At 52.3% G+C, this 26,264-nt stretch carries 22 protein-coding genes; 19 read left to right on the forward strand and 3 right to left on the reverse strand.

Translation table 11 applies throughout. From position 1 onward, the window contains the following. Positions 1-6: 6 nt before the first annotated feature. Positions 7-390: a ribosome-associated heat shock protein Hsp15 gene (hslR, locus tag DQW12_RS07415; RefSeq protein ID WP_113907186.1), complete on the reverse strand. Its 384-nt coding sequence runs from the start codon at positions 388-390 to the stop codon at positions 7-9. Between the two features lie 205 nt (positions 391-595). On the opposite strand from hslR, the gene gspC reads away from it, so the two are divergent. The 13 genes from gspC to DQW12_RS07480 all read left to right on the forward strand — a co-directional run bounded on the left by gspC (position 596) and on the right by DQW12_RS07480 (position 12,890). Further along, a complete protein-coding gene (gene gspC / locus DQW12_RS07420) occupies positions 596-1,495 on the forward strand; it encodes a type II secretion system protein GspC (RefSeq protein WP_157957875.1) in 900 nt (299 codons plus the stop codon). A gap of 10 nt (positions 1,496-1,505) precedes the next feature. Further along, a complete protein-coding gene (gene gspD / locus DQW12_RS07425; RefSeq protein WP_113907188.1) occupies positions 1,506-3,566 on the forward strand; it encodes a type II secretion system secretin GspD in 2,061 nt (686 codons plus the stop codon). 83 nt (positions 3,567-3,649) lie between these two features. Beyond that, entirely contained in the window at positions 3,650-5,149 is a 1,500-nt protein-coding gene (gene gspE / locus DQW12_RS07430; protein WP_198683928.1) for a type II secretion system ATPase GspE, read from the forward strand. Continuing rightward, positions 5,149-6,369 carry a type II secretion system inner membrane protein GspF gene (gene gspF / locus DQW12_RS07435; protein WP_113907190.1) on the forward strand — a complete coding sequence of 407 codons (1,221 nt, stop codon included), beginning with the start codon at positions 5,149-5,151 and terminating at the stop codon, positions 6,367-6,369. Before gspE ends, gspF begins: the two co-directional genes overlap by 1 nt. A 2-nt stretch (positions 6,370-6,371) precedes the next feature. Continuing rightward, positions 6,372-6,815 carry a type II secretion system major pseudopilin GspG gene (gspG, locus tag DQW12_RS07440; RefSeq protein WP_113907191.1) on the forward strand — a complete coding sequence of 148 codons (444 nt, stop codon included), beginning with the start codon at positions 6,372-6,374 and terminating at the stop codon, positions 6,813-6,815. After that, positions 6,816-7,397: a GspH/FimT family pseudopilin gene (locus tag DQW12_RS07445; RefSeq protein WP_113907192.1), complete on the forward strand. Its 582-nt coding sequence runs from the start codon at positions 6,816-6,818 to the stop codon at positions 7,395-7,397. Next, on the forward strand, positions 7,394-7,768 hold the full coding sequence (gspI, locus tag DQW12_RS07450) for a type II secretion system minor pseudopilin GspI (RefSeq protein ID WP_113907193.1): 375 nt from the start codon (positions 7,394-7,396) through the stop codon (positions 7,766-7,768). Before DQW12_RS07445 ends, gspI begins: the two co-directional genes overlap by 4 nt. Next, entirely contained in the window at positions 7,768-8,460 is a 693-nt protein-coding gene (gene gspJ, locus DQW12_RS07455; protein ID WP_113907194.1) for a type II secretion system minor pseudopilin GspJ, read from the forward strand. Before gspI ends, gspJ begins: the two co-directional genes overlap by 1 nt. Then, complete coding sequence (gene gspK / locus DQW12_RS07460) at positions 8,460-9,479, forward strand: type II secretion system minor pseudopilin GspK (RefSeq protein ID WP_113907195.1); 1,020 nt, start codon at positions 8,460-8,462, stop codon at positions 9,477-9,479. Before gspJ ends, gspK begins: the two co-directional genes overlap by 1 nt. Continuing rightward, positions 9,448-10,650 carry a type II secretion system protein GspL gene (gspL, locus tag DQW12_RS07465; protein WP_113907196.1) on the forward strand — a complete coding sequence of 401 codons (1,203 nt, stop codon included), beginning with the start codon at positions 9,448-9,450 and terminating at the stop codon, positions 10,648-10,650. Before gspK ends, gspL begins: the two co-directional genes overlap by 32 nt. Next, positions 10,647-11,198 carry a type II secretion system protein M gene (locus DQW12_RS07470; RefSeq protein WP_113907197.1) on the forward strand — a complete coding sequence of 184 codons (552 nt, stop codon included), beginning with the start codon at positions 10,647-10,649 and terminating at the stop codon, positions 11,196-11,198. Before gspL ends, DQW12_RS07470 begins: the two co-directional genes overlap by 4 nt. Next, positions 11,195-11,941 (forward strand): type II secretion system protein N, encoded by a 747-nt coding sequence (locus DQW12_RS07475; RefSeq protein WP_113907198.1) that lies wholly within the window; start codon positions 11,195-11,197, stop codon positions 11,939-11,941. Before DQW12_RS07470 ends, DQW12_RS07475 begins: the two co-directional genes overlap by 4 nt. 70 nt (positions 11,942-12,011) lie before the next feature. Beyond that, a complete protein-coding gene (locus tag DQW12_RS07480) occupies positions 12,012-12,890 on the forward strand; it encodes a mechanosensitive ion channel family protein (protein ID WP_113907199.1) in 879 nt (292 codons plus the stop codon). A gap of 37 nt (positions 12,891-12,927) precedes the next feature. Here DQW12_RS07480 and xseA read toward each other — a convergent pair whose 3' ends face one another. Beyond that, positions 12,928-14,262, reverse strand: a complete 1,335-nt coding sequence (gene xseA / locus DQW12_RS07485; protein ID WP_113907200.1) for an exodeoxyribonuclease VII large subunit — start codon at positions 14,260-14,262, stop codon at positions 12,928-12,930. Positions 14,263-14,381: 119 nt separating this feature from the next. Here xseA and guaB point away from each other — a divergent pair, with 119 nt between their 5' ends. Genes guaB through tadA form a run of 5 tightly spaced genes read left to right on the forward strand, consistent with a single transcriptional unit; the run spans position 14,382 to position 20,340 of the window. Then, positions 14,382-15,848 (forward strand): IMP dehydrogenase, encoded by a 1,467-nt coding sequence (gene guaB, locus DQW12_RS07490; RefSeq protein ID WP_113907201.1) that lies wholly within the window; start codon positions 14,382-14,384, stop codon positions 15,846-15,848. A gap of 5 nt (positions 15,849-15,853) precedes the next feature. Then, positions 15,854-17,431: a glutamine-hydrolyzing GMP synthase gene (guaA, locus tag DQW12_RS07495; RefSeq protein ID WP_113907202.1), complete on the forward strand. Its 1,578-nt coding sequence runs from the start codon at positions 15,854-15,856 to the stop codon at positions 17,429-17,431. A gap of 9 nt (positions 17,432-17,440) precedes the next feature. After that, positions 17,441-18,406: an SGNH hydrolase domain-containing protein gene (locus DQW12_RS07500; protein WP_113907203.1), complete on the forward strand. Its 966-nt coding sequence runs from the start codon at positions 17,441-17,443 to the stop codon at positions 18,404-18,406. Beyond that, on the forward strand, positions 18,399-19,805 hold the full coding sequence (locus tag DQW12_RS07505; protein ID WP_113907204.1) for a Na+/H+ antiporter NhaC family protein: 1,407 nt from the start codon (positions 18,399-18,401) through the stop codon (positions 19,803-19,805). Before DQW12_RS07500 ends, DQW12_RS07505 begins: the two co-directional genes overlap by 8 nt. A gap of 16 nt (positions 19,806-19,821) precedes the next feature. Further along, positions 19,822-20,340: a tRNA adenosine(34) deaminase TadA gene (gene tadA / locus DQW12_RS07510; RefSeq protein ID WP_113907205.1), complete on the forward strand. Its 519-nt coding sequence runs from the start codon at positions 19,822-19,824 to the stop codon at positions 20,338-20,340. A gap of 217 nt (positions 20,341-20,557) precedes the next feature. On the opposite strand, the gene mltF is transcribed toward tadA, so the two are convergent. After that, positions 20,558-22,000 carry a membrane-bound lytic murein transglycosylase MltF gene (mltF, locus tag DQW12_RS07515; RefSeq protein WP_232819918.1) on the reverse strand — a complete coding sequence of 481 codons (1,443 nt, stop codon included), beginning with the start codon at positions 21,998-22,000 and terminating at the stop codon, positions 20,558-20,560. Between the two features lie 129 nt (positions 22,001-22,129). Here mltF and purL point away from each other — a divergent pair, with 129 nt between their 5' ends. Beyond that, positions 22,130-26,035, forward strand: coding sequence for a phosphoribosylformylglycinamidine synthase (gene purL / locus DQW12_RS07520; RefSeq protein WP_113907206.1), 3,906 nt, complete (start codon positions 22,130-22,132; stop codon positions 26,033-26,035). Positions 26,036-26,264: the final 229 nt, after the last annotated feature.

Consider the following 26,264-nt stretch of genomic DNA (forward strand, 5'->3'; position numbering starts at 1 on the left):
GCTTGCCTATTGGTGCTTAAATTTAATCAGCTCTCGACGTTGTTTCTTATCGGGCCGTTGGTCTGGGTGCGGATTATATAACGCATTGGCTTTGCGCGCTGCCGCATTTGCTTCACGTTTTGCAATGCTGGTTGGGGTTTCCTCATACAATGTGGCGGCTTGTGTTGCGTTGCCGCGCTTTTCACTGAGTGCGATGACCACCACGGTCATGCGGTCGTAACCCTTGGGGAGTTCAATTTCTGCGCCAATCTCCACTGTTTTCGCGGGCTTTGTGCGTTGCCCATTGTAGTGAACTTTTCCAGCCTGTATGGTTGAACGAGAAAGCGCTCTGGTTTTAAAAAAGCGCGCAGCCCAAAGCCATTTGTCTAGTCGTACGACGGGCTCGCTCATGGGGGCTCCTTAACTGTGAAAACAATATATTTTGAAACAATTTGTGGTCATACTGCTACTGAAACTCAAGCGTATTGCAGTGTAACATGAAGTAAAAGGGTGCAGGCAGTGGGGAATATTTATTGCCTTGTGTTGATGTTATCAGGTTGTTGCATTCGCCTGAGGGGTATAGAATGGCTTGCCAAATCCGAGAATTATTATAATTGTGCTACAACTGTCATCAATAAAATCTAAATGGTTCGCGAACAACGCGGGTACAGCCTATTTTCGTTGGGCTTCGGCAACAGCTTCGCTGATCATGGTCGCCTTTGCAGCGTGGCTGGCTGGCGGTTTGTTTTGGAGCTTATTTACACCAGCACCGAATGTCGCGGCGGTATCGGTGCAAGCAACGCCGCAGCCGAGTGCAGGTTCGGCGGTAAATGTGAGCACCATTCAACAGCTCCATTTATTTGGTCAGCAAGGTGTTGCGCCGGTTCGTAATACGCAAACCACAGACGCACCAGAAACCACCCTGAATATACGTTTGGTTGGCGTAACAGCGAGCTCGAATCCGAATTTGTCGGCAGCCATTATTCAGCAAGGTTCGAATCAGCAAACCTACATTCCGGGCGATACCGTTGCAGGCTCGCGTGCAGTGGTGCAGGAAATATTGAGTGACCGGGTATTGTTGAATCATAACAATCGCACTGAAATTTTATGGATCGAAGGCCGCGACGGTAGCGAAGTGAGCCTCAATGTAATGTCGCAGGCCCCCACAGAAACAGAAGCCGAGCAAAACCTTACAGACGAGCCTACAAGTGAAATTACCGAGGCAGATTTAAGTAGCGCTCAATTGGAAATATTAGAGCTGATATCCATTACCCCGCAGCCCGGTGGCAATGGCTTAATTGGCTATCGGTTAGCCCCGCGTGGCGACGACACCCTATTTCGTGAACTTGGCTTACGAGCGGGCGACTTAGCCGTGTCTATTAATGGTTACGATTTAACAGATATGGCCGAAGCAATGCAGCTTATGAATGAGTTGCAGGGTTTGAGCCAAGCACAAATACGCGTGCTCAGAGACGGTGAGTATGTAGATATCGACGTTTACATACCAACAGAATAGGTAAAACAGAATGCAAGTATTAAAACGTATGGCAGCCGCCGCTTTCGCAGCATCTCTTGTGTTTAGCGTGCCCACTTTTGCGCAACCCGCAGAGGAGTTTTCTGCCAGCTTTCGGAACACCGACATCAATGAATTTATTCAGGTCGTCAGCCGTAATTTAGAAAAAACTATTATTGTGGATCCTGAGGTACGCGGGCGCGTGAACGTTCGCAGTTACGACGTGATGACTCGAGACCAGTATTATTCATTTTTCCTCAATGTATTGTCGGTGTATGGCTATGCTGTGGTGGAAATGGACACCGGGCCACTAAAAGTCATTCGTGATCGCGACGCAAAAAATGCACCCACGCCAGTCGTAGACGACGAAGGCACGTTAGGGGACGAATGGGTAACCCGCGTGGTACCTGTGCGTAACGTGTCGGTGCGTGAACTCGCTCCTTTATTACGCCAGTTAAATGACCAAACCGCCGGTGGCGCGGTTATGAACTACGACGTGTCGAACGTTATTATGATTACCGGCCGTGCTGCGAACGTAAATCGGCTCGCTCAAATTATTCAACGCGTTGATCGGGTGGGCGATCAAGACGTGGAAATTGTTCAGCTTGAATTTGCCTCAGCCTCAGAAATGGTGCGTATTGCCCAAAGCGTATTTGCCCAGCAGGGGACAGGTACACCAGAAATGTTAGTGCCGCGGTTGGTCGCCGACGAACGAACGAACCGAGTGTTAGTGAGCGGCGAAACGCGCGCCCGAGAGCGCGTGGTGCGTTTAATTCGCCAGCTCGACCAAGAAATGCAAACCAGCGGCAATACCCGCGTGTTCTATTTACGCTACGCCAAAGCAGAAGAAATGGTGAATTTACTGCGTGGTATGACCGACACCCTGATTGCCGAAGAACAACGTGCCGCTAGCGGTAGTGGCCAAACGGGCGGTGGCAGCGCGGCACGCCGCGGTGCAGAAGTGAGTATTGAAGCGCATGAGTCGACCAATGCCTTGGTGGTAACGGCGCAACCGGACATGCTTCGGGCCATTGAAGACGTGGTGGGGCAATTGGATATTCGCCGCGCGCAAGTGTTGGTGGAAGCTATTATTGTTGAAGTGTTTGAAGGCGACGGCACCAATTTTGGGATTCAGTGGATCAGTGAAGACTATGGCATGACCCAATACACTACCGGTAACCAAGTACCTTTAGGGGCCTTGGCGGTGGCGGTAGAGCAGGCGCGGGATCGGCCAGGTGCAGAAGTAACCCGCGTAGACAATGCCGGTAACCCTTTTACCGAACGCCAACCTGATCAACAAGGTGACTTGTCTCTTCTCGCGCAGTTACTCGGCTCAGCCAATGGCTTGTTGTTCGGAACCGTGCAAGACAGTTGGGCCGCTGTGGTGCAAGCGGTGGCGACAAACACCAACTCGAATATTTTGTCGGCCCCTAGTATCACTACGCTCGACAACCAAGAAGCAGTATTTTTGGTCGGGCAAGAGGTTCCAACCTTAACCGGCTCAACCGCAGGCTCGAACAATACTAACCCCTTCCAAACCGTAGAGCGGCGAGAAATTGGTATTCGGTTGCGGGTTACACCACAAATTAATGAAGGCGACTCGGTGCAATTGCAAATTGAGCAAGAAGTGTCGAGTATTGCAGGCTCAACGTCAGTAGACGTAACCTTTAACAAGCGTGAATTGCAAACCACGGTGTTGGCGAATGACGGCGATACGATTGTGCTCGGCGGCTTAATTGACGAAGACGTACAAGAAAGCCTTTCAAAAGTACCTTTGCTCGGGAACCTGCCGGTGATTGGACATTTGTTTAAGTCGACCAGCGTAACCACTCGCAAGCGTAACTTGATGGTATTTATTCGCCCTACCATTGTGCGTGATGATGCCACCATGGGCAGTTTAAGCCAGCGTAAATACAGCTATATTCGCGCCCAACAGCTCATGCAACAGGAACGCGGCTTGTCATTGCGCAGCAGAGACACCGTGCCAGTTATTCCAGAATGGCCAGAAGGCACGCCGATGCCGGAAAGCTTTGAGCGTTTGTTAGAGCAGCGCCGTAATAACAATGACAATTAATTTGCCAGTAGCAATGAAGTAGGAATTTTATGTCGACGCACATGCCAACAGAGCCGATGGAAACAGACACCGACGCGGTGATCATGGTGAACGAGCAAGAAGCCGTGTTACCGCCGCAGGCTGTGCGGGTGCCGTTTTCCTACGCGAAGCGAAATGGTGCGGTGTTAATTTGGCAAGACGGCGAGGCTATTCTGCATACTCGAGAAACGGTTCGGCTGGAGGTTTTGCATGAAATTCGCCGCATGTCTGGCGTGCAGTTTAAAGTATCGGCGCACCCCACCGACGAGTTTGACTCGATTTTAGGCCAAGCTTACCAGCGCGACTCGTCAGAAGCGAAGCAGTTGATGGAAGACATTGGCAACGAAGTGAATTTGTTCTCGTTGGCAGAAGAGCTACCGAAAACCGAAGACTTACTGGACAGCGAAGACGACGCGCCAATTATCAAGCTCATCAACGCCATGCTGAGTGAAGCCATTAAGGAAGGGGCGTCCGATATTCATATCGAAACCTTTGAGAAAGACTTAATTATTCGCTTTCGGATCGACGGTGTGTTGCGTGAAATTTTGCGCCCGCATCGTAAGCTTGCGTCGTTACTGGTGAGCCGTATTAAAGTAATGGCCCAGCTCGATATTGCAGAAAAGCGAGTGCCACAAGACGGGCGGATTTCTTTACTTATTGCAGGTCGAGCGGTCGACGTGCGGGTGTCGACCATGCCGTCGAACCATGGTGAGCGGGTAGTACTGCGTTTACTCGACAAAAACAACGCACGGCTCGATCTTATGCAACTTGGCATGACCGCGGCGAATCGTGCTGTTTTCTCAGAGCTGATTCGCAAGCCCCACGGTATTATTCTGGTAACAGGGCCAACTGGCTCAGGGAAAAGTACCACTCTGTATGCAGGCTTGTCTGAAATTAATACCAAAGACCGCAATATACTCACAGTGGAAGACCCGATTGAATATGCGCTCGAAGGTATAGGTCAAACGCAGGTGAATCCGCGCGTTGATATGACCTTTGCGCGCGGCTTGCGGGCTATTTTGCGGCAAGACCCCGACGTAGTGATGGTGGGTGAAATTCGTGACGCCGAAACGGCACAAATTGCAGTGCAAGCCAGTTTAACCGGCCACCTTGTGTTGTCGACTTTGCACACCAATACCGCTTCGGGTGCGCTCACCCGCTTAGAAGACATGGGCATAGAACCTTTCCTGTTGTCGTCTAGCTTGCTGGCCGTATTGTCGCAACGGCTCGTGCGCACGTTATGTTCCGATTGCCGAGAAGCGCACCACGCGAACGAGGAAGAAATGACCATGCTTGGCGTAACGGCAAGCGAACCGCCAACGATTTACCGCGCTAAGGGCTGTGCCAAATGTAACTTTACTGGCTACCGCGGGAGAACCGGAATTCACGAGCTTCTCGTGGTTGACGAAAAAGTGCGGGAGTTGGTGCATAACGGTAAAGGCGAGCAGGCTATTGAGCGCTATATACGCAACCATTTTCCAAGTATTCGGCAAGACGGGCGTGACAAAATACTCGCCGGGAAAACCACACTTGAAGAAGTAATGCGAGTGACTCGGGAGGAATAATGCCAGCTTTTGCGTATCAGGCACTAGACCGCCTAGGAAAAAAGAAAAACGGGGTATTAGAAGCCGACACGGAGCGTCAAATACGCCAACAATTGCGTGAGCAAGGACTCTTTCCGGTAAGTGTAGAGCCCGCAGCGCAAGCAGAGCAAAGTCCAAAACGCACAAAGTCATTGTTTCAACGTGGTATTGCCACGTCTGACTTAGCACTGATAACCCGCCAGCTTGCTACACTGATTAATGCGGCACTACCGATTGAGCAAGCCTTGCTCGCCGTTGCCGACCAAACCGAAAAGCCGCGCCTGCAAAAAATGCTCATGGCCGTGCGTAGCCGCGTTGTGGAAGGCTATACGCTCGCCGACGGTATGCGCGACTTCCCCGCTATTTTCGACGATTTATATTGTGCCATGGTGTCGGCGGGTGAAAAGTCGGGGCATTTAGACGAAGTGCTAGAGCGGCTTGCAGACTACACCGAACAACGGCAAATGATGAAGAGCCAAATAGTACAGGCGTCGGTTTATCCAAGCGTGCTCACCTTGGTTGCCATTGCAGTTGTTGCGTTCTTGCTGGCCGTGGTAGTGCCGGAAATTGTCGACCAGTTTACCGACATGGGCGCTGAGCTGCCGTGGGTTACCGAAGTATTGATTGTAGTGTCCGGTGCGCTCCGCGATTACGGGCTCTATCTTGTAATCGCTCTACTAGCGGGTTTACTGGTGTGGCGTCAACTCATGCAACAGGAACCGTTCCGTTACCGGGTGCATACCCGGCTGCTTTACTTACCTGTGGTTGGAAAATTGATTCGTGGTGTAAATACCGCGCGCTTTGCCCGTACCTTGAGTATTCTTACTGCCTCGGCGGTGCCACTACTTGAAGGGCTTCGTATTACTTCGCAAGTCATGGGCAATTTACGCATGCGCGAAGTTGTAGAACAAGCGGCCGACGACTTGCGAGAAGGCTCAAGTTTGCGCGCCGCGTTGAGTAAAAGTAAGTTGTTTCCGCCAATGATGTTGCACATGATCGCCTCAGGCGAACGCAGTGGGGAACTTGAGCAAATGCTCCGCCGCTGTGCCGATAACCAAGACAACGAGTTTTCCAATATAGTGAGTGTAAGTTTGAAAATTTTTGAACCGCTACTTATTGTCACCATGGCAGCGGTGGTACTTTTTATCGTAATGGCGATCATTACGCCCATTATGGATTTGAATCAACAGATAGGGTTGTAACTATGCGTATGAATAAACAGTCGGGCTTTTCTTTACTAGAGCTCATGGTGGTTATTGTTATTTTAGGCATTTTAGCCACCATGGTCATTCCTAATGTATTTGGCAACCGCGAGCAGGCAGAGCGACAGAAAGTCGTTTCTGATCTCACCGCACTCGAAAATGCGATGGAAATGTACCGCTTAGATAACGGTGTGTACCCTTCTTCGGAGCAAGGTTTAGAAGCCTTGGTAAACGAAGCTCAAATGGACCCACGGCCGCGGAATTTCCGTGAAGGTGGCTATATTCGCCGGTTACCTACAGATCCGTGGAATAATCCTTATCAACTATTAAGCCCAGGCCAAAACTCGCGCTACGACATTTTTAGCATGGGCTTTGACGGCCAGCCAGGCACGGAAGACGACATTGGCAATTGGAATATGCACCAGCTTGGCGAAAATAATAACTAAATGATGTTAAGGCCGCGAAACCCATTTAAACACGCAGCAGGCTTCACGCTTATTGAGCTGTTGTTGGTGGTGGCTATTATTGGTTTTGCAGCCTTTTATATTGTATTGCAGTTACCCGACGACAGCGGCAGCCAAACGCCCGAAGACGCACAGCGTACGTTCCAACAGCAGTTTCACCATGCGCGGGAACAAGCCTTACTCCGCAACTGGGTGATTGGCGTTGAGTTTGAAGACACCCAGTATCGGTTTTTTCGCTGGCATGGAAATACCTGGCAGCCACTGAGTAACGCACCATTAGGGCCGGTGAAGCTGCCCGAGCACTTGTCGCTTACTTTTGTACCGGGAGAGTTTCGCTTACTCGATAATATGGAAGACAGCAGTGAGTTGTTCCAAGCGCCACGTGACGAGCGCCGAAACAGCGAGGAGCCCGCACCGGAACCGCAAGTGATTATTTTTGAAAGCACCGAGTTTATTCCGTTCCGGTTACAGTTTTCCAGTTTGGAGTTCCAGCACCAGAGCTGGAGTATCGACGCCCGCAATGGTATTGAGCTGCGTGCTGAGGCGGGAGAAATGTATCCATGACGCGTCGTGTTGGTGGTTTTACCTTGGTAGAGGTAATGTTTGCCCTCGCTATATTTGCGTTAGGCGCACTTGCCGCGCTGATGGTTGCCACGCAACAACTCGACAGTACTCGGTATTTGCAAGAACGCTACATGGGCCAGTTAGTGGCCAGTAACCGTTTAGCTGAACTGCACGACACCGGCAGAGATGGAGCATGGCCACCGCGTGACGGCGCTAAAGGGGAAATGGAGTTTGCCGGTAGTACTTGGTATTGGGAGCAGCAAGTGTTGGAAACCGTAACGGCTGACCTCCGTGAAGTTACCGTGCGAGTGCGGGTAACCGAGTCGGGTGGTGTTGTGGCGGAACTGAGTAGCTTTGTGGGGCGTCGATAATGGCGTTACGGAGTTTAATCCGGCATCAGGTGGGCGTCCGCAGCACACGTGGCTTCACCTTAGTGGAAGTGATGGTGGCCATGTTGGTGTTGGCGCTCATAGGCCTTGCCAGCGCTACCGTATTTCAGCAAATGACCCAAGCCGAAGAGGTGGCGAGTAAACGCCATGAACAACTCGCGGCATTGCAGTTTGCGTTCTTAATTATCGACCGTGATATTCGGCAAATGAGTGCACGCACAACCCGTATTGCCGCCGAGCGTGCAGGCGACAGCACCAATAACGGCAAAATTTATCTCACCAATAGCGGCAGTGAGTTGGACAGCGACAGTGGCGCGCTTGGCTTTGTTCGCGCGGGGTGGACCAACCCTAATCATTTATTGCCGCGCTCTGAACTGCAAGGCGTGGTGTATCGTGTAAGGGAAGAAACGTTAGAGCGGCTTTATGTACCGTTTGCCGACGATACCAGTGGCGAGTTCGCGCGGCAAACATTACTCACCGGCGTACAGTCGTTTGAAGTGACCTTTGAAAGTGGTGATGCCGCAATTAGCCAGTGGAACGTTGCGGGGCAGCTGCCAACACGGGTTATTCTTCGCATAGAATTAGAAGAGTTTGGTGTGGTGGAGCGGGTGCTGCTCACGAGCGGTGAACGGCCACCCCCAGATACCCCACAGCCAGCAGCGGCGGAGGGCTAATGCGTCAGCTATCGTTATGCCGCCAAACCGGCGTTGCGCTGATTACAGTGCTTCTGGTGATTGCCATGGTTACGGTGCTGGCAACGCGTATGAGCGGACATTTGCAGGTTCAGATTGCCCGCGTAGGTGCCAGCGACAGTGCCGAACAAGCCTATTGGCATTGGCTAAGCGCGGAGGCTTTGGTACGGCAGGTTCTATTAGCCGAACACGAAGAGTCTGAAGGGCGCACCCATTTGCAGCAAGGGTGGGCGACACAACAAGGGCCATTTCCCGTTCGCGGCGGCATGATCGGCGGTAAAGTGCGCGATCTGCATGCCTGTTTTAATGTGAATAGTTTACTGAAAAACCCGAATGAAACGGCAAAGTTTAGTGAGTCGGTCGAGCGCTTTCAGGCGCTGTTGAATGCGTTGGAGTTCGACGAGTACACGGCCCGTTTGTTAACAGCTACATTGGTAGATTGGCTCGACGCCGACGATGATTTGCATGAGTCGATGGGCGCTGAGTCAGCGGATTATGAGTCATTGCCGCAGCCCTATCAGGCGGCGAACCAAAGCTTGGCGCATATTTCGGAGTTACGCCAAATACGAGGGTTTAATGCGGAGGTTTATCACCGCCTGCGCCCTTATGTGTGTGTTATTCCAGAACTGAATGAGTGGCCATTAAATTTGAATACTGTGGCGGCTGATCAGCCGGAAATTATTGTGGCATTTTTTCGTGGCGCCGTTGATATGACAGCGGCTGAGAACTTGCTTGCCGACCGCCCCAGCGACGGTTGGGAAAGTGTCGACGCCATTCGCCAAGAGCCGACGTTTCAGGCGCTCGCGGAAGGCGGAACCAATACATTTAGCATGGACGGAATTACCGTTTCGAGTGAGTATTTTGAGTTGAATGCGCAAGTGCAGTATGGTGATTTAGAATTTTATGGCACGTCGCAAATTCGTATAGCCGGCGGTAGAGGATACATTCTTCACCGGTCGCGCGGAGGTTATGAGTACGATGAACGAACAGTTGATAATTAGGCTTCCTGCAGAGTCCCACCGCAAAGTTGCTTGGTTAATAGTAAACGACGAGAAGCACGTTATTGCCAGCGGCGAATTGGCCCAAGCAAGTGAACTTGAAAGCCTTGCGGAGCGCGCGAAAAATCGCACCTTGTTGATTTTTGTGGCCAGCAGTGCAGTGAGCTTTCATCACTTGGAATTGCCTGGGAAGTCACGCCGACAAGCGGCGCAAGTGGTGCCCTTTGCGCTAGAAGACGAACTGGCACAAGACATTGACTCACTCCACTTTGCTTGGAACGAACTTAGCCCTGCAACGGCGCCATTGCCGGTATGCGTGGTGGCTAAAGCGCAATTGGCGTTCTGGCTCGATGCGCTGAAAGCGGCAGGGTTACCGGTTACTGCGCTTTACCCCGACGTATTTATGCTGCCCTACCAAGCCAATACGTGGTGTGTGGCACAATTTGAAGATGAAATAGTGGTGCGCCAGTCGTTGTCGGCCGGCGTGGTGATTGAACCTGAATGGCTTGGCTATGCGGCTTTCGAAGAAAACGAACTGCCCACGCAACTGCTTGCCTATGGTGAAGTGGAGTGGCCGCATCCGCCAGCGCCGGTGCAAGCGTCGGACTATGATCTCGCGTTACTCGCGGCAACGGAATTCAATACCCGCCAAGGTATTAATTTACTGCAAGGTGAGTTCGCGCAGAAACAACAGAACAAAACAGATAGGTCAGTATTGAAGTGGCCCGCAGTGGCGGCAGCCGTGTTAGTTGTGATGGCTATGGCGGGGCAATTTGTTACCCAGCTGCAATTAAACCGAGAAGCAGCCGCATTGCAAGCCGCAGTGGAAGCTAATTATTTAACTGTGTTTCCAACCGAAACGCGTATGCCGCCAAATGCGCGGCAACGTTTAGAAGCCGAGCTCGCTGCCGTAACTGGGGGTGGCGACGGCCAATTATTAGCGCTGTTGAACGACCTTGCACCGGCTTTTCAAGAAGCCAGTTTGCAGCTGATTGTGCTGCAGTATGACCAGTCAAGGGGCGAACTTCGCATGCAGGCGAATGGCGACAATTTCCAAATGTTTGAGCGCTTTCAACGTAGTGCCCGAGCGAGTCAACTCGAGGTTGAGCAAGGACAGTTAATATCGCGAGGGGGCCGCATTGCCGGCACGCTCACCGTACGGAGGGGCTCATGAGTATGCTAAAACAAAAATTGAGCGCGCAATGGGCGCGGTTAAATCTCGCTGAGCGCACTGCCCCGGCGAAACAGCGCTGGCAAGCATTGGAAGCGCGGGAGCGATATTTATTGTCAACGCTGGCGGCTCTCTTAGCTATTGTAGTGCTATGGCTCGGGGTATGGCAGCCACTGCAACAAGGCGTTCTGCAAGCGGAGCGTCGGCTCGATGCACAGCGCGCCGCCCTTGCCGTGGTGCAAGATCAAGCGCAGCGCATTTTAATGGCGCGAGCAAACCAGCAAGAAGGAACAGCAACGGTTGTGAGTGCCGCTGAGTTGCCCGGCTATTTAAACCAGTTGACTCAGCAATTAGAACTCGACATCACCCGTATTCAGCCGCAAAACGAGTCGCGGGTAATGGTGTTTAACGAAGCAAGCTTCGATGCCGTGTTGGCTATGGTTGAACAGCTGGTAAGTCGCGGTGTCATTATTGAGCATTTCGACGTTTCGGAAACGGGTGAACCGGGCATTGTGCGCGTGCGCCGCTTGCAAGTAAGGGCGGCGACATGAGTAAAAAGTTATGGCTAAGCCTCGCTGTAGTGGTGTTTTTGTGCAGCCTTGTGGTGAAGTTTCCAGCGCGTGTTGCACTTGCACTCGCGCCCATGCCGGCAACAGTGAAGGTACAACAGGTAGAAGGTACAATTTGGCGCGGTACAGCGGAAACGGTTCAGCTGAACGGGCAATTTTTTCATGGCATAAGTTGGCAAATATCACCGCTTGCCCTATTTACAGGTCGGCTTGCGGTTGATGTTCAGCTCGCAAACCGAAACGGCAATCCGTTAGCCGGGAATGCCTCTTTAGCGCTTAGCTTCGGTGGTATGCGCGTTGAAAACGGGCGCTTTAGTGGCGATCTCGGGCGAGTTGGCCGGTGGTTAGAAGTTCCGGACCTCATACCCTTACGCGGCGACCTGGTGATTGGCATTGACGAATATCAGTGGGGTCAGCCGGTGTGTGAGACCCTGCAGGCCCGTGCGGCAGCATTTGAAGTGAGCACCCGAATTGGCTCACAGTGGCATGCACTGGGCGACTACACGTTAAACCTCGGGTGTAATGAGCAAGGGCAGGCACAGGTGAGCATGCCAACCGACAACATGCTCGGCCTCAGTGTTGCAGGTAGCTTTGCGCCCGGTAATGTAAACTTGCAAGTAGAAATGCTACCGACGCGGCAGGCACCGAGTGCAATACACGATCTACTAAGGCTTGTTGGGCAGCCGAATAGTCAAGGGCGATATAGTTTTCGCTTTCAGCTATAATCAGCACGTTTAAACAGTTATTTTAGCTTTCTTTCGAACACCATAGGTCACTCAGATAAGGAACGTATCCATGCAAGACATAATGAATTGGTTGGGTGAAAACCAGGAAGCAATTTTGTTAATGATCACCAAAATAGCCATTGCTTTGGCTATTATTATTGCCGGTTTTATCATTGCCAGAACCGTTTCTAAAACCATGATCAAGCGGCTCGACAAATCCAAGGTCGATAACGCAGTGGTTTCGTTTTTAGCGGCAATTGTACGCACGGTAATTATTGTTGCTGCGCTTTTAATGGCACTCTCGCATGTGGGTATTCAAACCACGTCGTTTATTGCCATTTTGGGTGCCGCAGGTTTAGCCATTGGTTTAGCGCTGCAAGGCTCGCTCTCGAACTTTGCCTCGGGCGTACTCATTATGATCTATCGTCCATTTAAGTCGGGCGACTACGTAGACGCCGGTGGTATTGCGGGTTCAGTTGAGCGTATCGAGTTGTTTACTACGGTACTCAAAACCCCTGATGCTAAGTTGGTGATTGTACCGAACTCACAGATTACGGGGTCGGCTATTACTAACTTTTCGGAAGAGCCGATTCGCCGTGTCGATATGGTGATTGGCGTGTCTTATAACGCCAACTTGCAGAAAACCAAGCAAGTGTTGATGGACGTGATTAGCTCGGACCCTCGTATGTTGCAAGATCCGGCGCCCCGGGTGTCGGTAACCGAACTTGCTGATTCGTCGGTAAACTTTATCGTGCGCCCCTGGGTGAAGTCGGAAGATTACTGGCCCATGTATTGGGACTCAATGGAGCGCATTAAAGACGCACTGGACGCTGCCGGAATTGAAATTCCGTTCCCACAAATGGACGTGCATTTGCATCATCCTGAAGGAGAAGTGAGTACGTCGCGGGTAGTGCGTATTGAAGACGCTGGCGAGAAAAAGTCAGCGTAGGCGGGGCACTGCCGCGCATGAACCTGCATTGCGGCGCCTACGACTTTATTGATTTTATTTCGCTGACAACCTGGCCTTCGCCAAAACGCGTGTGCAGTGCATCGCCGACCTTGAGTTGGTTTGCACTGCGCACAATTTCACCTTTCGTATTGAAGCTCAACGTGTAACCACGCGCAAGAGTATTCAACGGGCTAACAATATGCAGTGACTGCTGCAGCGCCTGAAAGTGTTTCACGCGCACATTCATAAGCCGACTCATGCTACTCAATAAACGCTGCTCACGTTGTTCCAGAGCAGCTTTCAGCAACGGCAGTTCGCGTTCGGGATGTTGCTGGTTTAAGCGATGTTGCAAACTCACCAGCTGTTGCTGCGCCGCGCGAAACCGTTGCTGCACAGCACGCTGCACACGCGCGTCGAGTTCGTCGAGTTGCTGTGCTTGGCGTTCAATACGTTGCCGTGGGCTAAGCGAGCTAAGGCGCGCTTGCATGTGGTTTAGGTGGGTGCTGTGGCGTTGCATTAAACTCTGCCATGCCCGCCAGCCGCGCTCTTTTAATTGCTGAAGATGGCGCAAATGGACGCTTTGATCATGACTCACCAGCTCTGCTGCTGCCGAGGGGGTTGCCGCCCGCACGTCGGCAATAAAGTCGGTAATGGTAAAGTCGACCTCATGGCCTACGGCACTGAGGGTTGGAATAGGGCAGTTGGCAAGCTCGCGGGCGAGCATTTCGTCGTTAAAGGCCCATAAGTCTTCGAGCGAACCGCCGCCACGAGTAAGCAACAATGCGTCGACCTCATTACGGCGAATGGCACTGGCCAGTGCTTGGCGTAATTGGCCCGGCGCCTCTGTTCCTTGAACTTGGGCTGGGTAAATAATTACTTTTAAGCTGGGGTCACGCCGTTGCAAAACCGCCAGTACGTCGCGCAGCGCCGCACCGGTTGGTGACGTGATGACTCCGAGTGTGCGAACTGCGGGTAACGCGCGCTTGCGTTCTACAGCAAACAAGCCTTCGTGGGCGAGTTGCTGTTTGAGTTGTTCGAACCGTTGTTGGAGTAAACCTTCGCCGGCGGGCTCGAGCTGTTCAACAATAAGCTGATAGTTACCGCGAGGCTCGTACAGGCTTACGCGGGCTCGAATCATAACCTGCATGCCTGAGCTTACGGTTGTGCGCACATATTGGTTGTTGCCACGAAACATTGCGCAGCTAATCTGGGCCTGGTCGTCTTTCAAGGTGAAGTACCAGTGGCCAGAGCCGGGCTTGGACAAATTAGATATTTCGCCCACCAACCATACAGACGCCCATTGGCGCTCAATGAGCTCTCGTACCTCTTTGTTTAAGCGCGATACGGTGTAAATGTCCTTTTTTAATTCCATTAGCGTTGGCCTTGTGTGCGCATGAAGTTCAAATTTTAGTTTACTGGAGGGCCCTAGGTGAGTAAAATACCGCCGCAACATTGATCCACCCGTGGACCCTAAAAGCGAGAGATGTTGCCATGCTAAGACTTGCCCAAGAAGCACTAACCTTCGACGACGTATTACTACTTCCTGCACATTCTACCGTGCTTCCGCATACAGCGAAACTGAATACCCAACTCACAGCCTCTATTCAACTGAATATTCCGCTAGTGTCTGCCGCTATGGACACGGTTACTGAAGCTGATCTCGCCATTGCGCTGGCGCAAGAAGGCGGAATGGGCTTCATTCATAAAAATATGAGTATTTCAGAGCAAGCCGCACATGTGCGAAAAGTGAAGAAATACGAAAGCGGTACTGTGTCTGATCCGGTTACTGTTACCTCACAAACGAGCCTGCAGCAGGTGAAAGCGCTTGCCGCTGAGCATGGCTTCCATGGTTTCCCTGTGGTCGACAATGACCGCCTTGTTGGCATTATTACCGGCCGCGACGTTCGCTCTGAAGACTCCAGCCACCGCGTGGTCGCCGATGTAATGACTCCAGAAGAGCGCTTGGTTACGGTAACCGAGAAGGCCAGCAGTGAAGAGATTCTCAACCTTATGCACAAGCATCGTATTGAGAAAATCTTAGTGGTTAATAAAGATCATGGCCTAAAAGGCATGATTACCCTGAAAGATTTTGAAAAAGCCGCCAATAAGCCGAATGCGTGTAAAGACGAACAGGGGCGTTTACGCGTGGGTGCCGCTGTTGGCGTTGGCGCTGGCACGGAAGAACGTGTTGCTGCACTGGTGGAAGCGGGTGTAGATGTTGTTTTGGTAGACACCTCACACGGCCATTCTGAAGGCGTGTTAGAGCGTGTCCGTTGGGTACGCAAGAATTTCCCTCACATTCAAATTATTGGGGGTAACGTTGCAACTGCAGAAGGCGCGCTGGCATTAGCCGACGCGGGTGCAGACGCAGTAAAAGTCGGCATTGGCCCGGGTTCTATTTGCACTACGCGAATTGTAACGGGCTGTGGCGTACCACAAATTACCGCAATTTCGAATGCGGTGGCCGCGCTCGAGGGGCGTAATATTCCGGTCATTGCAGACGGTGGTGTGCGCTTCTCGGGTGATATTGCCAAGGCGCTTGCTGCAGGTGCGAGCTGCGTGATGGTGGGCAGTATGTTGGCGGGTACGGAAGAGTCGCCGGGTGAAGTTGAACTTTATCAAGGGCGTTATTATAAATCGTATCGTGGTATGGGCAGCTTAGGCGCGATGAACCAAAGCCATGGCTCTTCAGACCGCTATTTCCAAGCCAGTAACCAAGCCGACAAATTGGTACCTGAAGGCATTGAAGGTCGTGTGGCGTACAAAGGCCCGATTGCGAACATTATTCACCAGCAAATGGGTGGGTTACGCTCTGCTATGGGCTTAACCGGCTCCGCCGATATTGAAACCCTACGCACCAAACCACAATTTGTGAAAGTAACCGCGGCGGGTATGGGCGAGTCGCATGTGCACGACGTACAAATTACTAAAGAAGCACCTAACTACAGACTAGGCTGAGGCAGATGACACAAGATATTCATCAACACCGTATTCTTATTCTCGATTTCGGTTCACAGTACACCCAACTCATTGCCCGCCGTGTTCGCGAAATTGGAGTGTATTGCGAGCTCTGGGCGTGGGACGTAAGCGAAGAAGATATTCGTAACTTTGCGCCCGACGGTATTATATTGTCGGGTGGCCCCGAGAGTGTGACGGAGGCTAACTCGCCGCGTGCGCCGCAATATGTATTTAATGCGGGCGTACCTGTTTTGGGCGTGTGTTATGGCATGCAAACCATGGCGGCACAGCTTGGTGGTGCGGTACAGGGGTCTACCGAGCGCGAGTTCGGTTACGCCAAGGTAGAACGTATAGCCGACTGCCCGTTATTTCATTTAATTGAAGATGCAATTGGGGAAAACGGTGCACCCTTACTCGACGTATGGATGAGCCATGGCGACAAGGTTATGGACATCCCTGCTGGGTTTAAAACCGTTGCGAAAACAGACACCTGCCCTCATGCAGCGATGGCCGACGAGACGCGCAAACTCTATGGTGTGCAGTTTCACCCAGAAGTAACCCATACCAAGCAAGGTTTGCGCATGTTGGAGCACTTTGTGGTGGGTATTTGCGGCTGTGAGAAGTTATGGACGCCCGCGACTATTATCGACGACGCTGTAGCGCGTATTCGTGAGCAAGTGGGCACTGGAAAGGTGATTCTCGGGCTCTCTGGCGGCGTCGACTCTTCCGTTACTGCCATGTTATTGCACCGTGCAATTGGCGAACAGCTCACGTGTGTATTTGTCGATAACGGCCTGTTGCGCTTGCACGAAGGTGATCAGGTGATGGAAATGTTTGGCGACCATTTTGGTTTGAACATTATTCGCGTTGACGCCGAAGAGCGCTTTCTGTCGGCCTTAGCGGGTACCGATGAGCCCGAAGCCAAGCGCAAGATTATCGGCCGCGTATTTATTGAAGTGTTCGACGAGCAGGCCACTCAACTCACCGACGTAAATTGGCTAGCGCAAGGCACTATTTATCCTGATGTAATTGAGTCTGCGGGCTCGAAAACCGGTAAAGCACATGTAATAAAGTCGCACCACAATGTGGGCGGGCTGCCTGCCGACATGAAAATGGGTTTGGTTGAGCCACTGCGCGAATTGTTTAAAGACGAAGTGCGCAAAATTGGTCTTGAGCTGGGCTTGCCCTACGACATGTTGTACCGCCACCCCTTCCCAGGACCCGGTTTAGGCGTGCGCGTGCTGGGTGAAGTGAAGAAGGAATACTGCGACTTACTGCGCCGTGCCGATGCGATTTTTATTGAAGAACTGCATAAAGCTGACTGGTACCACAAAGTAAGCCAAGCTTTTGCTGTGTTCTTGCCCGTGAAAAGTGTCGGCGTTATGGGTGACGCCCGTAAATACGATTGGGTGATTGCCGTGCGTGCCGTGGAAACCATCGACTTTATGACCGCGCGCTGGGCACACTTGCCGTACGACCTACTTGAGCGTGTGTCGAATCGTATTATCAATGAAATCGACGGTATTTCGCGAGTGGTATACGACATTTCCGGCAAGCCGCCTGCAACCATTGAATGGGAGTAGTGGCTGAGCATGCGTAGCCTGTGGCTAGGCTTGCTAGTGCTTACTTTAGTGGCGTGCTCAACCGCGCCAGCACACACCGTTGCGGCTCGAATTGACGAGGCGCAACGGTTTTTACCTAATAACGACGCGTGTATTGACGGTACGTTACGTAACCAGCAGCTGAGTTCCGCCTGTGTATTCGGTATCGCAGTGAACGGGGAAGGCTTTGATGCAGCTAATGCCGACTTTGCGGTTATCGGCGACAGCCACGCTATGGTCATCATGAATGCGGTGCGGTCTTTGGCGGAACGCAATGGCTTAACGGGTATGAATTTGACCATGAGTGGTTGTCCGCCTTTTGAATTTGCTGAGCGCATTCCACCACGCTTGAACGATACCCAATGTGTGCGTTTTCGTAAGCATGTTCTGGCGGCGGCGCGAGCCGGTGAGTTGCCACGTAGGCTGATTATTCATGCGCGCTGGGGGATTCATTTTAGTGCGACCCCGTTTAACAACCAAGAGGGCGGCGTAGAAGCCGACACTTATCATGTGTTCCAAACGTCAAGCACCGCTTCGTTGGGCCATGAGCAAGCGCTGCGGGTGAGTTTAGAGTCGTTAATTTTTGAACTGCTTGCCTTAGACCATGACATTCTATTTGTGCATGCGGTACCCGAAATGGGCTGGAATGTGCCCGATCACTTGCGTAGCATCTACAAGCGCGAGGGCAAGCTTGAGCCCTTGAGTGGTTCGGTTGCACTGGAAACATATTGGGCGCGTAACCGAGTAATCTTGGCGGCGACCGCGCGATGGCATGAACGGGCAGAACAGCAGGGGCAGACATTGCAACTGCTTTATCCGCATAAATTCTTTTGCGATGAAGTGGGTGAACGCTGCTTTGCGCATCTCGACGGCACACCGCTATACTACGATGACGATCATGTTTCGACCCTAGGAGCTTTTCTTCTAGCGCAGGAATTAGGGATATTGAATGAATGAGACTTTAGGGTGGTTAAGCCTGTTACCTTCGTTGCTGGCCATTGCCGTAGCAATTGTTACGCGAAAAGTAGTATGGGCGCTATTGGGCGGTGTTATTTTTGCGCATCTTCTTCTGTTTTCACCCAACTATATCGACGGCGGAATCTCTGCTGTTGTTGGCTTAGGTGAGTCGCTACTGGCGCCCGGTAATATGATGATTTGGGGGTTCACGCTCGCCATTGGCGCACTCTTTGGTGTGCTGGAAACCGGTGGTACGTTTCGCTCGTTTGTGCAGGCGCTAGAGCGCCGGCAATGGGTGCATAATCGGCGGCGCGCGAGGTTGTTCACTTGGCTACTCGGCGTGGCGGTATTTATTGAGTCGAACGTGTCTATTATGACCGCGGGCACAACCTCACGGCCAGTGTATGATCGGCTCGGCATTTCGCGTCAGAAACTCGCGTATTTGATCGACTCCACCTGTGCACCGGTGTGTATTCTTATTCCACTGAATGCGTGGGGGGCGTTTAACCTCGGTTTAATTGGCCAACAGGATATTGAGAACCCGCTCACCACACTGGCGGCTGCTGTTGTACTGAATGCCTATGCGGTTTTTGCTTTGTTTTTAGCCCTATGGGTGGCGTGGTCGGGCTGGAGTTTTGGCCCTATGCGGGCATTTGAACGCGCCGCCCAAGAGCATGCGGTAGAGGCACAATTACAAGCAACGCCAGAGCCAACGAATCGTAAGGCGGTAGTGACTGTTGTTGGCGCATTAGTCACCATGGTTGCCATGGTACCTATAATGCTGTGGTTGACTGGCGAAGGCTCGCTGATTCAGGGCGACGGCATGAAGAGTGTTTTCGTGGCCATTTATGCGGCGCTGGTGCTTGCTATTGTGGGGACACTTTGGGCTATCCCAGGCTCTGCTGGCCGTATTTTTACCGGCATAGCGCGCGGTGCGTGGAAGATTCTACCTATCGCTGTCATTCTATGGTTGGCAATTAGCCTTGGCGACGTTACCCGTATGTTGGGCACAGGTGAGTATTTAACAGGGGTATTAAATCAATCCTTCCCGGTGTTTGTGCTGCCGGCATTGGTGTTTGTGCTGTCAGCGCTAACAGCCTTTGCAATCGGTTCTAGCTGGGGCACTTTTGCACTGATGCTGCCGCTTGCCATTCCACTCGCATTGGGGCTCGGTATTCCCGCACCACTCATGATTGGCGCCGCCTTGGGCGGAGGCATTTTCGGCGACCATGCGTCGCCTATTAGCGATACCACTATTATTGCGTCGCTTGCCTCCGGCTCGGAACATATTGATCATGTGCGTACGCAATTACCGTACGCACTACTGGCGGCAATTGCGGCGGTTATTTTCTATTTAATTGTGGGTTGGTTCGCGAGCTTTCAGGCACAAGCGTTTTAGTGAGCACGGTACGAATATGAATGATACTGCTGAAACCGATCTGGTTTTTATGCGCGAGGCCATTGCTGAAGCAGAACTTGCAGCGGCGGAAGGCGAGGTGCCGGTGGGTGCCGTAGCCGTGTATAAAAATGAAATTGTGGGGCGTGGTCGGAACCAAGTCATAACGCTACTTGATCCTTCAGCGCATGCCGAGATGTTGGCAATCCGTGCGGCGGCAAAGACTATTGGGAATTATCGGCTCAATGAGGTTACGCTCTATGTCACGTTAGAGCCTTGCCCTATGTGTGCGGGGTTGTTGGTGCATAGCCGTATTTCGCGGCTGGTGTTTGCCACGCCGGATTTAAAAACCGGTGCTGCGGGGAGCGTATTCAGTTTGCTGCAAGCGCCACAGCTGAATCATCAAGTGGCGGTAACCCAAGGTGTTTGCCAAAGCCAGTGCGCCACTATGTTGAGCGAATTTTTTCGAGTGCGAAGGGCTGCTAAGAAGCGCCTTCGTTCGTTGCCAAGTGAACGTATTCAGGATCAAGGCAAATAGGCGACCGACGCTTATTGTTCTCGCCGAATGAAATTAAATAAAACCATTTTTGCCTGCGTTCGGCATGCCTACGGGTATGAACACGGCGCAGTTGGTGACGACGTTCGTTGCGAAGGGGACGTTTGCGAACTTTTGCCATAACCATTACCTGCCTTAGAACGTGTAGAGCCGATGCCAATATGTGAGTGTTATGTGTATCAAGTTTTACGTGTAATTGCTACTGATCAGACAGCTCGCCGGCGTATTCAATTTCGGTCGGCTGTGAATAAGGAATTTTTCCCTGCTGGTCGAGCCAAAGCAAGGTGTCGTAATAACGACGAATATTGCCGACATAGCGCACCGGCTCGTCACCACGCGCATAGCCAAAACGGGTGGTGCGATAAAATTGCTTTTGCCGCAGTAACGGTAGTCGCTGGCGCACGTCAATCCAGTAGTCGGGGTTTCCCCCTTGGCGTTCAGTAATAATGCGCGCGTCGTTTAAATGCCCCATGCCTACATTATAAGCCGCGAGCGCAAACCATGTGCGGTCAGGCTCAGTAATGCGTGCTGGAATACGACTTTTCATGCGGGCAAGATACTGTGCGCCACCGCGAATACTCTCTTCCGCGTCTAACCGGCTGCGTACACCCATTGACCGTGCTGTGGGTAGCGTTAGCATCATCATGCCGCGAACGCCGGTGGGCGAGCGCGCCCATGGGTCCCAATGCGACTCTTGGTAACTCAGTGCTGCGAGTAAGCGCCAGTCGAGATCGCCCGCATAGCGTTGAAAAAGTGGAATATAGTCGGCTAATTTTGTTTCTACCGCGGCAATAAAGGCGCGGGTGTCAACATAGTTAAACTCCTCCACATGGCCAAAATAGCGATCGCTCAACTTAGCAATATGGCCGCTGTAATGTTGCTGGCCTAAATACTCAATCGCAACCGCGTACAAGGTGTCGTCGCCGTGGGGCGGAAAAGCCCACGCTAACGGCACTTCCTCACGAACGGTAAAGGCGATACTGAGATCGGGGTAATAACGCCGTTTAATGTCGAGCAAATGCGAGTCCACCAAGGTGAAGTCGATGGTTTCGTTCATAACCTGCTCGAGTAATTCGTCGGCGTCGTAAAGCGGGGTGGCACTCCACTCTAGGTGCGGGTAAATGGCTTGCATGCGCAGCATGAGTTCTTCATGGCTACTGTCGGTCACCACCCGAATTTTACCCTCCACTTGGCTCCAGTCGCGGGGGCGGTCGCGGGTACCCTGCCGATACACCAGTTTCTGCTCAATATTAAAATACGCTGGGGTAAAGCGCAGCCGCTCGCGACGTTGATCGGTTACGTCTAAACCGGCGGCAAGCAAATCGACCTGGCCCGTGTCGAGCAGCTGCCATAACTCTCGCAGATCCACTGCGGGTATCATTTCCAGTTCAACATTGAGGGTGTCGGCGAAGCCTTGCGCTAATTCGTATTCAAAGCCACTACGAATGTCATTGCGTAGCTGATAATTGGTCGGGTTCATCAGTGTGCCAACACGCAGCTGGCCTCGCTCTTGAACTTGCTCAAGGGCACTCGGTGGCAATTGTTCGGTGCCACAAGCGGTTAGCCACAGCAAAATAATGAGCCCCAAAAGGCCTTGTTTTTGAATTACTTTTTGCCCGCGTTTTCGCATAGAGTTTTGCATAGGGTTCAGCATAGCTTTGTTATACCACTTTCTCAGTCGTGGTGCAGGTCAATGTTGTCGCAAAATGTTGCACAAGTCAGTATACTATGACGCCATTCAAACCCCCCAAATCGAGCTGGAGTCTGTCCTGTGATAATAGTTCAAGGTGCTGCTGCACTGTCGTCATTTCGTGCTGAAAAAATTCTCGAGCGGTTGAAGCAGAGCGGCGTTGCCGTTGAGAATATCACTGCGCAGTATTTTCATTTTGTCGAAACAACCACAGACCTCGCGAATGAGGAATTGTCGAAACTCGAAGCATTGCTCGGTGGCCGGGTTGTTACTGAAGATACAACCTCCACAGCGCCGAACGCCTTTGTGGTGGTGCCTCGGCTCGGTACTATTTCGCCTTGGTCGTCAAAGGCGTCGGATATCGTTCATAACTGTGGTCTACCCGCGATTAAACGCGTTGAGCGCGGCGTAGTGTGGCGGTTTGAAAGTGGCGACGGTAACGAACCCGCGGTACACAAAAAAGTGGCCAGTTTGGTGCACGACCGTATGACGGAAAGCGTACTGAGCACTTTGGCAGACGCGGAAACCTTGTTTGCGGTGCAAACACCAGCGCCCATGCAGCATGTTGATATTCTGAGCGGCGGTAAACAAGCGTTGGTCGAGGCGAATCAAAGCATGGGGCTCGCGCTCGCCGACGACGAAATAGACTACTTAGTTGCAAGCTTTGAGCGTTTGGAGCGAAATCCAAGTGATGTTGAGCTGTATATGTTCGCGCAGGCCAACTCGGAACATTGCAGGCATAAAATTTTTAATGCGTCGTGGACCATCGACGGTGTGGCGCAAGAAAAGTCATTGTTTAAAATGATTAAGCGCACCTTTGAAGCAACGCCTGACTATGTATTGTCTGCATATAAAGACAACGCTGCGGTTATGGAAGGCAGTGAAGCGGGGCGCTTTTTCCCTACTGAACAGCACGAATATCGTTACCACGGTGAGCCTGTTCATATTCTCATGAAGGTAGAAACCCACAACCACCCCACTGCAATTTCGCCCTTCCCAGGCGCAGCCACCGGCTCTGGGGGTGAGATTCGCGACGAGGGAGCAACAGGCATTGGCGCTAAACCTAAAGCGGGGTTAACCGGGTTTACCGTGTCCAACCTTTGTATTCCTGGCTTTGAACAGCCATGGGAAGTCGACTTCGGTCGCCCTGGCCGCATTGTGAGCGCGCTCGACATTATGATTGAAGGGCCACTGGGTGGTGCGGCGTTTAACAACGAATTTGGGCGCCCGAATCTTACCGGTTACTTCCGTACGTACGAAGCCCAAGTGAACAGCTTTAACGGTGAAGAAATACGGGGTTACCACAAACCCATTATGATCGCAGGTGGCTTGGGTAACATTCGCGAAAATCATGTGCAAAAACGCGAAATTCCAGTTGGAGCCCCACTTATTGTGCTCGGTGGCCCGGCGATGAATATTGGTTTGGGCGGCGGTGCTGCGTCATCGATGGCGTCGGGTGAGTCTACTGAAGATCTTGATTTTGCGTCGGTACAGCGAGAAAACCCAGAAATGGAACGCCGTTGCCAAGAAGTCATTGACCGTTGTTGGCAGCTTGGCGAAGAAAACCCAATTGTATTTATTCACGACGTAGGCGCTGGCGGTATTTCAAACGCTTTGCCCGAGTTAGTGAATGACGGCGAACGCGGTGGCTCTTTTGAGCTGCGGGCTGTTCCGAACGACGAGCCTGGCATGCCGCCAGTAGCGGTGTGGTGCAATGAGTCACAAGAACGCTATGTACTGGCCATTGCACCAGAGCGCTTGCAAACTTTTACAGAGCTCTGTGCGCGCGAGCGCGCGCCGTTTGCGGTGGTGGGTGAAGCCACAGAAGCGCGTGAACTAAAGCTTTACGACAAGGTATTCGACAATTATCCCGTTGATATGCCTCTCGACGTGCTGCTGGGCAAACCACCGAAAATGCATCGTGAAGCAACAACCTTAGCGCCTCGTGGCGATCATTTTAATGTGGCTGCTATTGATATTAAAGACGCCGTTCAGCGCGTATTGCGGTTGCCTGCGGTGGCTGAGAAAACCTTCTTGATTACCATCGGCGACCGGTCGGTAACGGGGTTGGTGGCGCGTGATCAAATGGTAGGCCCGTGGCAAATACCGGTGGCAGACTGCGCGGTAACTGCGGCTTCATACGACAGCTACGCAGGTGAAGCCATGGCCATGGGTGAGCGTACGCCGGTGGCTTTATTGAACCATGCCGCGTCGGCGCGGTTAGCCGTTGCCGAAGCGGTTACCAATATTGCCGCCACCGAAATAGGTGATTTAAAGCGCATTAAACTTTCCGCCAACTGGATGGCCGCAGCCGGGCACCCGGGCGAAGACGCGGGTTTATATGAAGCGGTGAAAGCCGTGGGTGAAGAGCTTTGTCCGGCACTGGGCATTACCATTCCTGTGGGCAAAGACTCCATGTCGATGAAAACTCAGTGGCAAACGGAACAGGGTGAAGAGCGTGCAGTAACCTCGCCTTTGTCGCTTATTATTACAGCTTTTGCTCGGGTAACGGATATTCGTAAAACAGTGACACCGCAGCTGCGACCAGAACAAGGCGGTCGGTTGTTGTTGTTAGACCTAGGCATGGGCAAAAACCGCGTAGGTGGCTCGGCGCTTGCGCAAGTTTATGGACAACTCGGCAGCGAACCTGCCGACCTCGACGCACCGGAGCATTTGGCGTTTTTCTTCGCGCAAATTCAGCACTTGGTTGCCAATAGAGAGCTGATTGCGTATCACGACCGTGGTGACGGTGGTCTGTTTGTCACGTTAGCGGAAATGGCATTTGCCGGCCATTGTGGCGTGCGTGTTAACTTGCCAGATGCAGCCGAGTCCAGCGCAGCGTTATTTGCTGAAGAAATTGGTGCAGTGGTACAGGTGTCGAACGACACCGCAGCCGCCATGCACAAACGTTTCGCAGACGCAGGCTATGCCGAGATGTTAGTCGACTTAGGCGAAGTGTTAGCCGCAGATCAAATTGAAATTCGCCAAAATAGCCAATTGGTTTTCGCAGCGAAACGCTCTGAACTGCGCGCAATTTGGGCTGAAACCACCGACCAGATGCAGCGGCTGCGCGACAACCCAAGCTGTGTTGAGCAGGAATGGGCAATAAAAACCGACGTGAATAACCCCGGTTTGCATGCCGAATTAAGCTTTGATCCGAGCGACGACATTACCGTAGCCGCTGGTAAATCGGCCATGCTGAATTTAGGTGCGGCCCCGCAAGTTGCGATTTTGCGCGAACAAGGGGTGAATTCGCACTATGAAATGGCGGCGGCTTTTGATCGTGCAGGCTTTAAAGCCATCGACGTGCACATGAGCGACATTCTCAGCGGCCGACAAAACCTTAGCGATATGCAAGTGCTGGCGGCCTGCGGCGGATTCTCATACGGTGACGTGCTGGGTGCCGGCGGCGGTTGGGCGCGGTCTATTTTATTTAACGACCGTGCGCGTAGCGTATTTGCGGACTTCTTTGCGCGCAACGACACCCTCGCTTTAGGGGTGTGTAATGGTTGCCAGATGTTGTCGACGTTGGCTGAGCTTATTCCCGGCACGGAAGACTGGCCGCGTTTTGTGACCAACCGCTCTGAGCGTTTCGAAGCGCGTGTGGCCATGGTGGAAGTGCAGCAAAATAATTCTCCGTGGTTCAGCGGTATGGTGGGTTCAAGAGTGCCGATTGCCGTGTCGCATGGTGAAGGGCGTACGTTGTATCAGGCACCGGAGCAGCAAGCAGCCTTGGCAGCTCGCCAAGGCGTAGCGTTGCGTTATGTCGACAACTACGGCCAGGTAACCGAGCAGTACCCAGCTAACCCGAATGGCTCTGAGCAAGGGGTGACTGGTATTGTTAATGCAGACGGGCGGGTTGCGATTATGATGCCGCATCCGGAGCGGGTGTTCCGTGCGGTTGCAAACTCTTGGTATCCGGAAACTTGGGGAGAAGACGGGGCATGGACCCGTTTGTTCCGTAACGCGCGCGTAACCCTAGGTTAACGCGCGCCGGTGTTGAATTTGGATATCGGTTTACGCGCGCGTAACCCTGGGTTAACGCGCGGCGGTGCCGCGCCTTGTATCTCTCACGGTGAAATGTTTAGCTAGCATTTCACCAATGAAGTAAGTGAGGTAGTGCCGCGCCTTAGTCATCGAGACTGTGACGTAGAAAGAACCCCTTACTTCATATCCTCATTCAAACTGAATGGTATCTTAGCGCTTCGTAATACGA

Source organism: Aliidiomarina celeris (assembly GCF_003316875.1).
In the GTDB taxonomy this organism is placed as follows: domain Bacteria; phylum Pseudomonadota; class Gammaproteobacteria; order Enterobacterales; family Alteromonadaceae; genus Aliidiomarina; species Aliidiomarina celeris.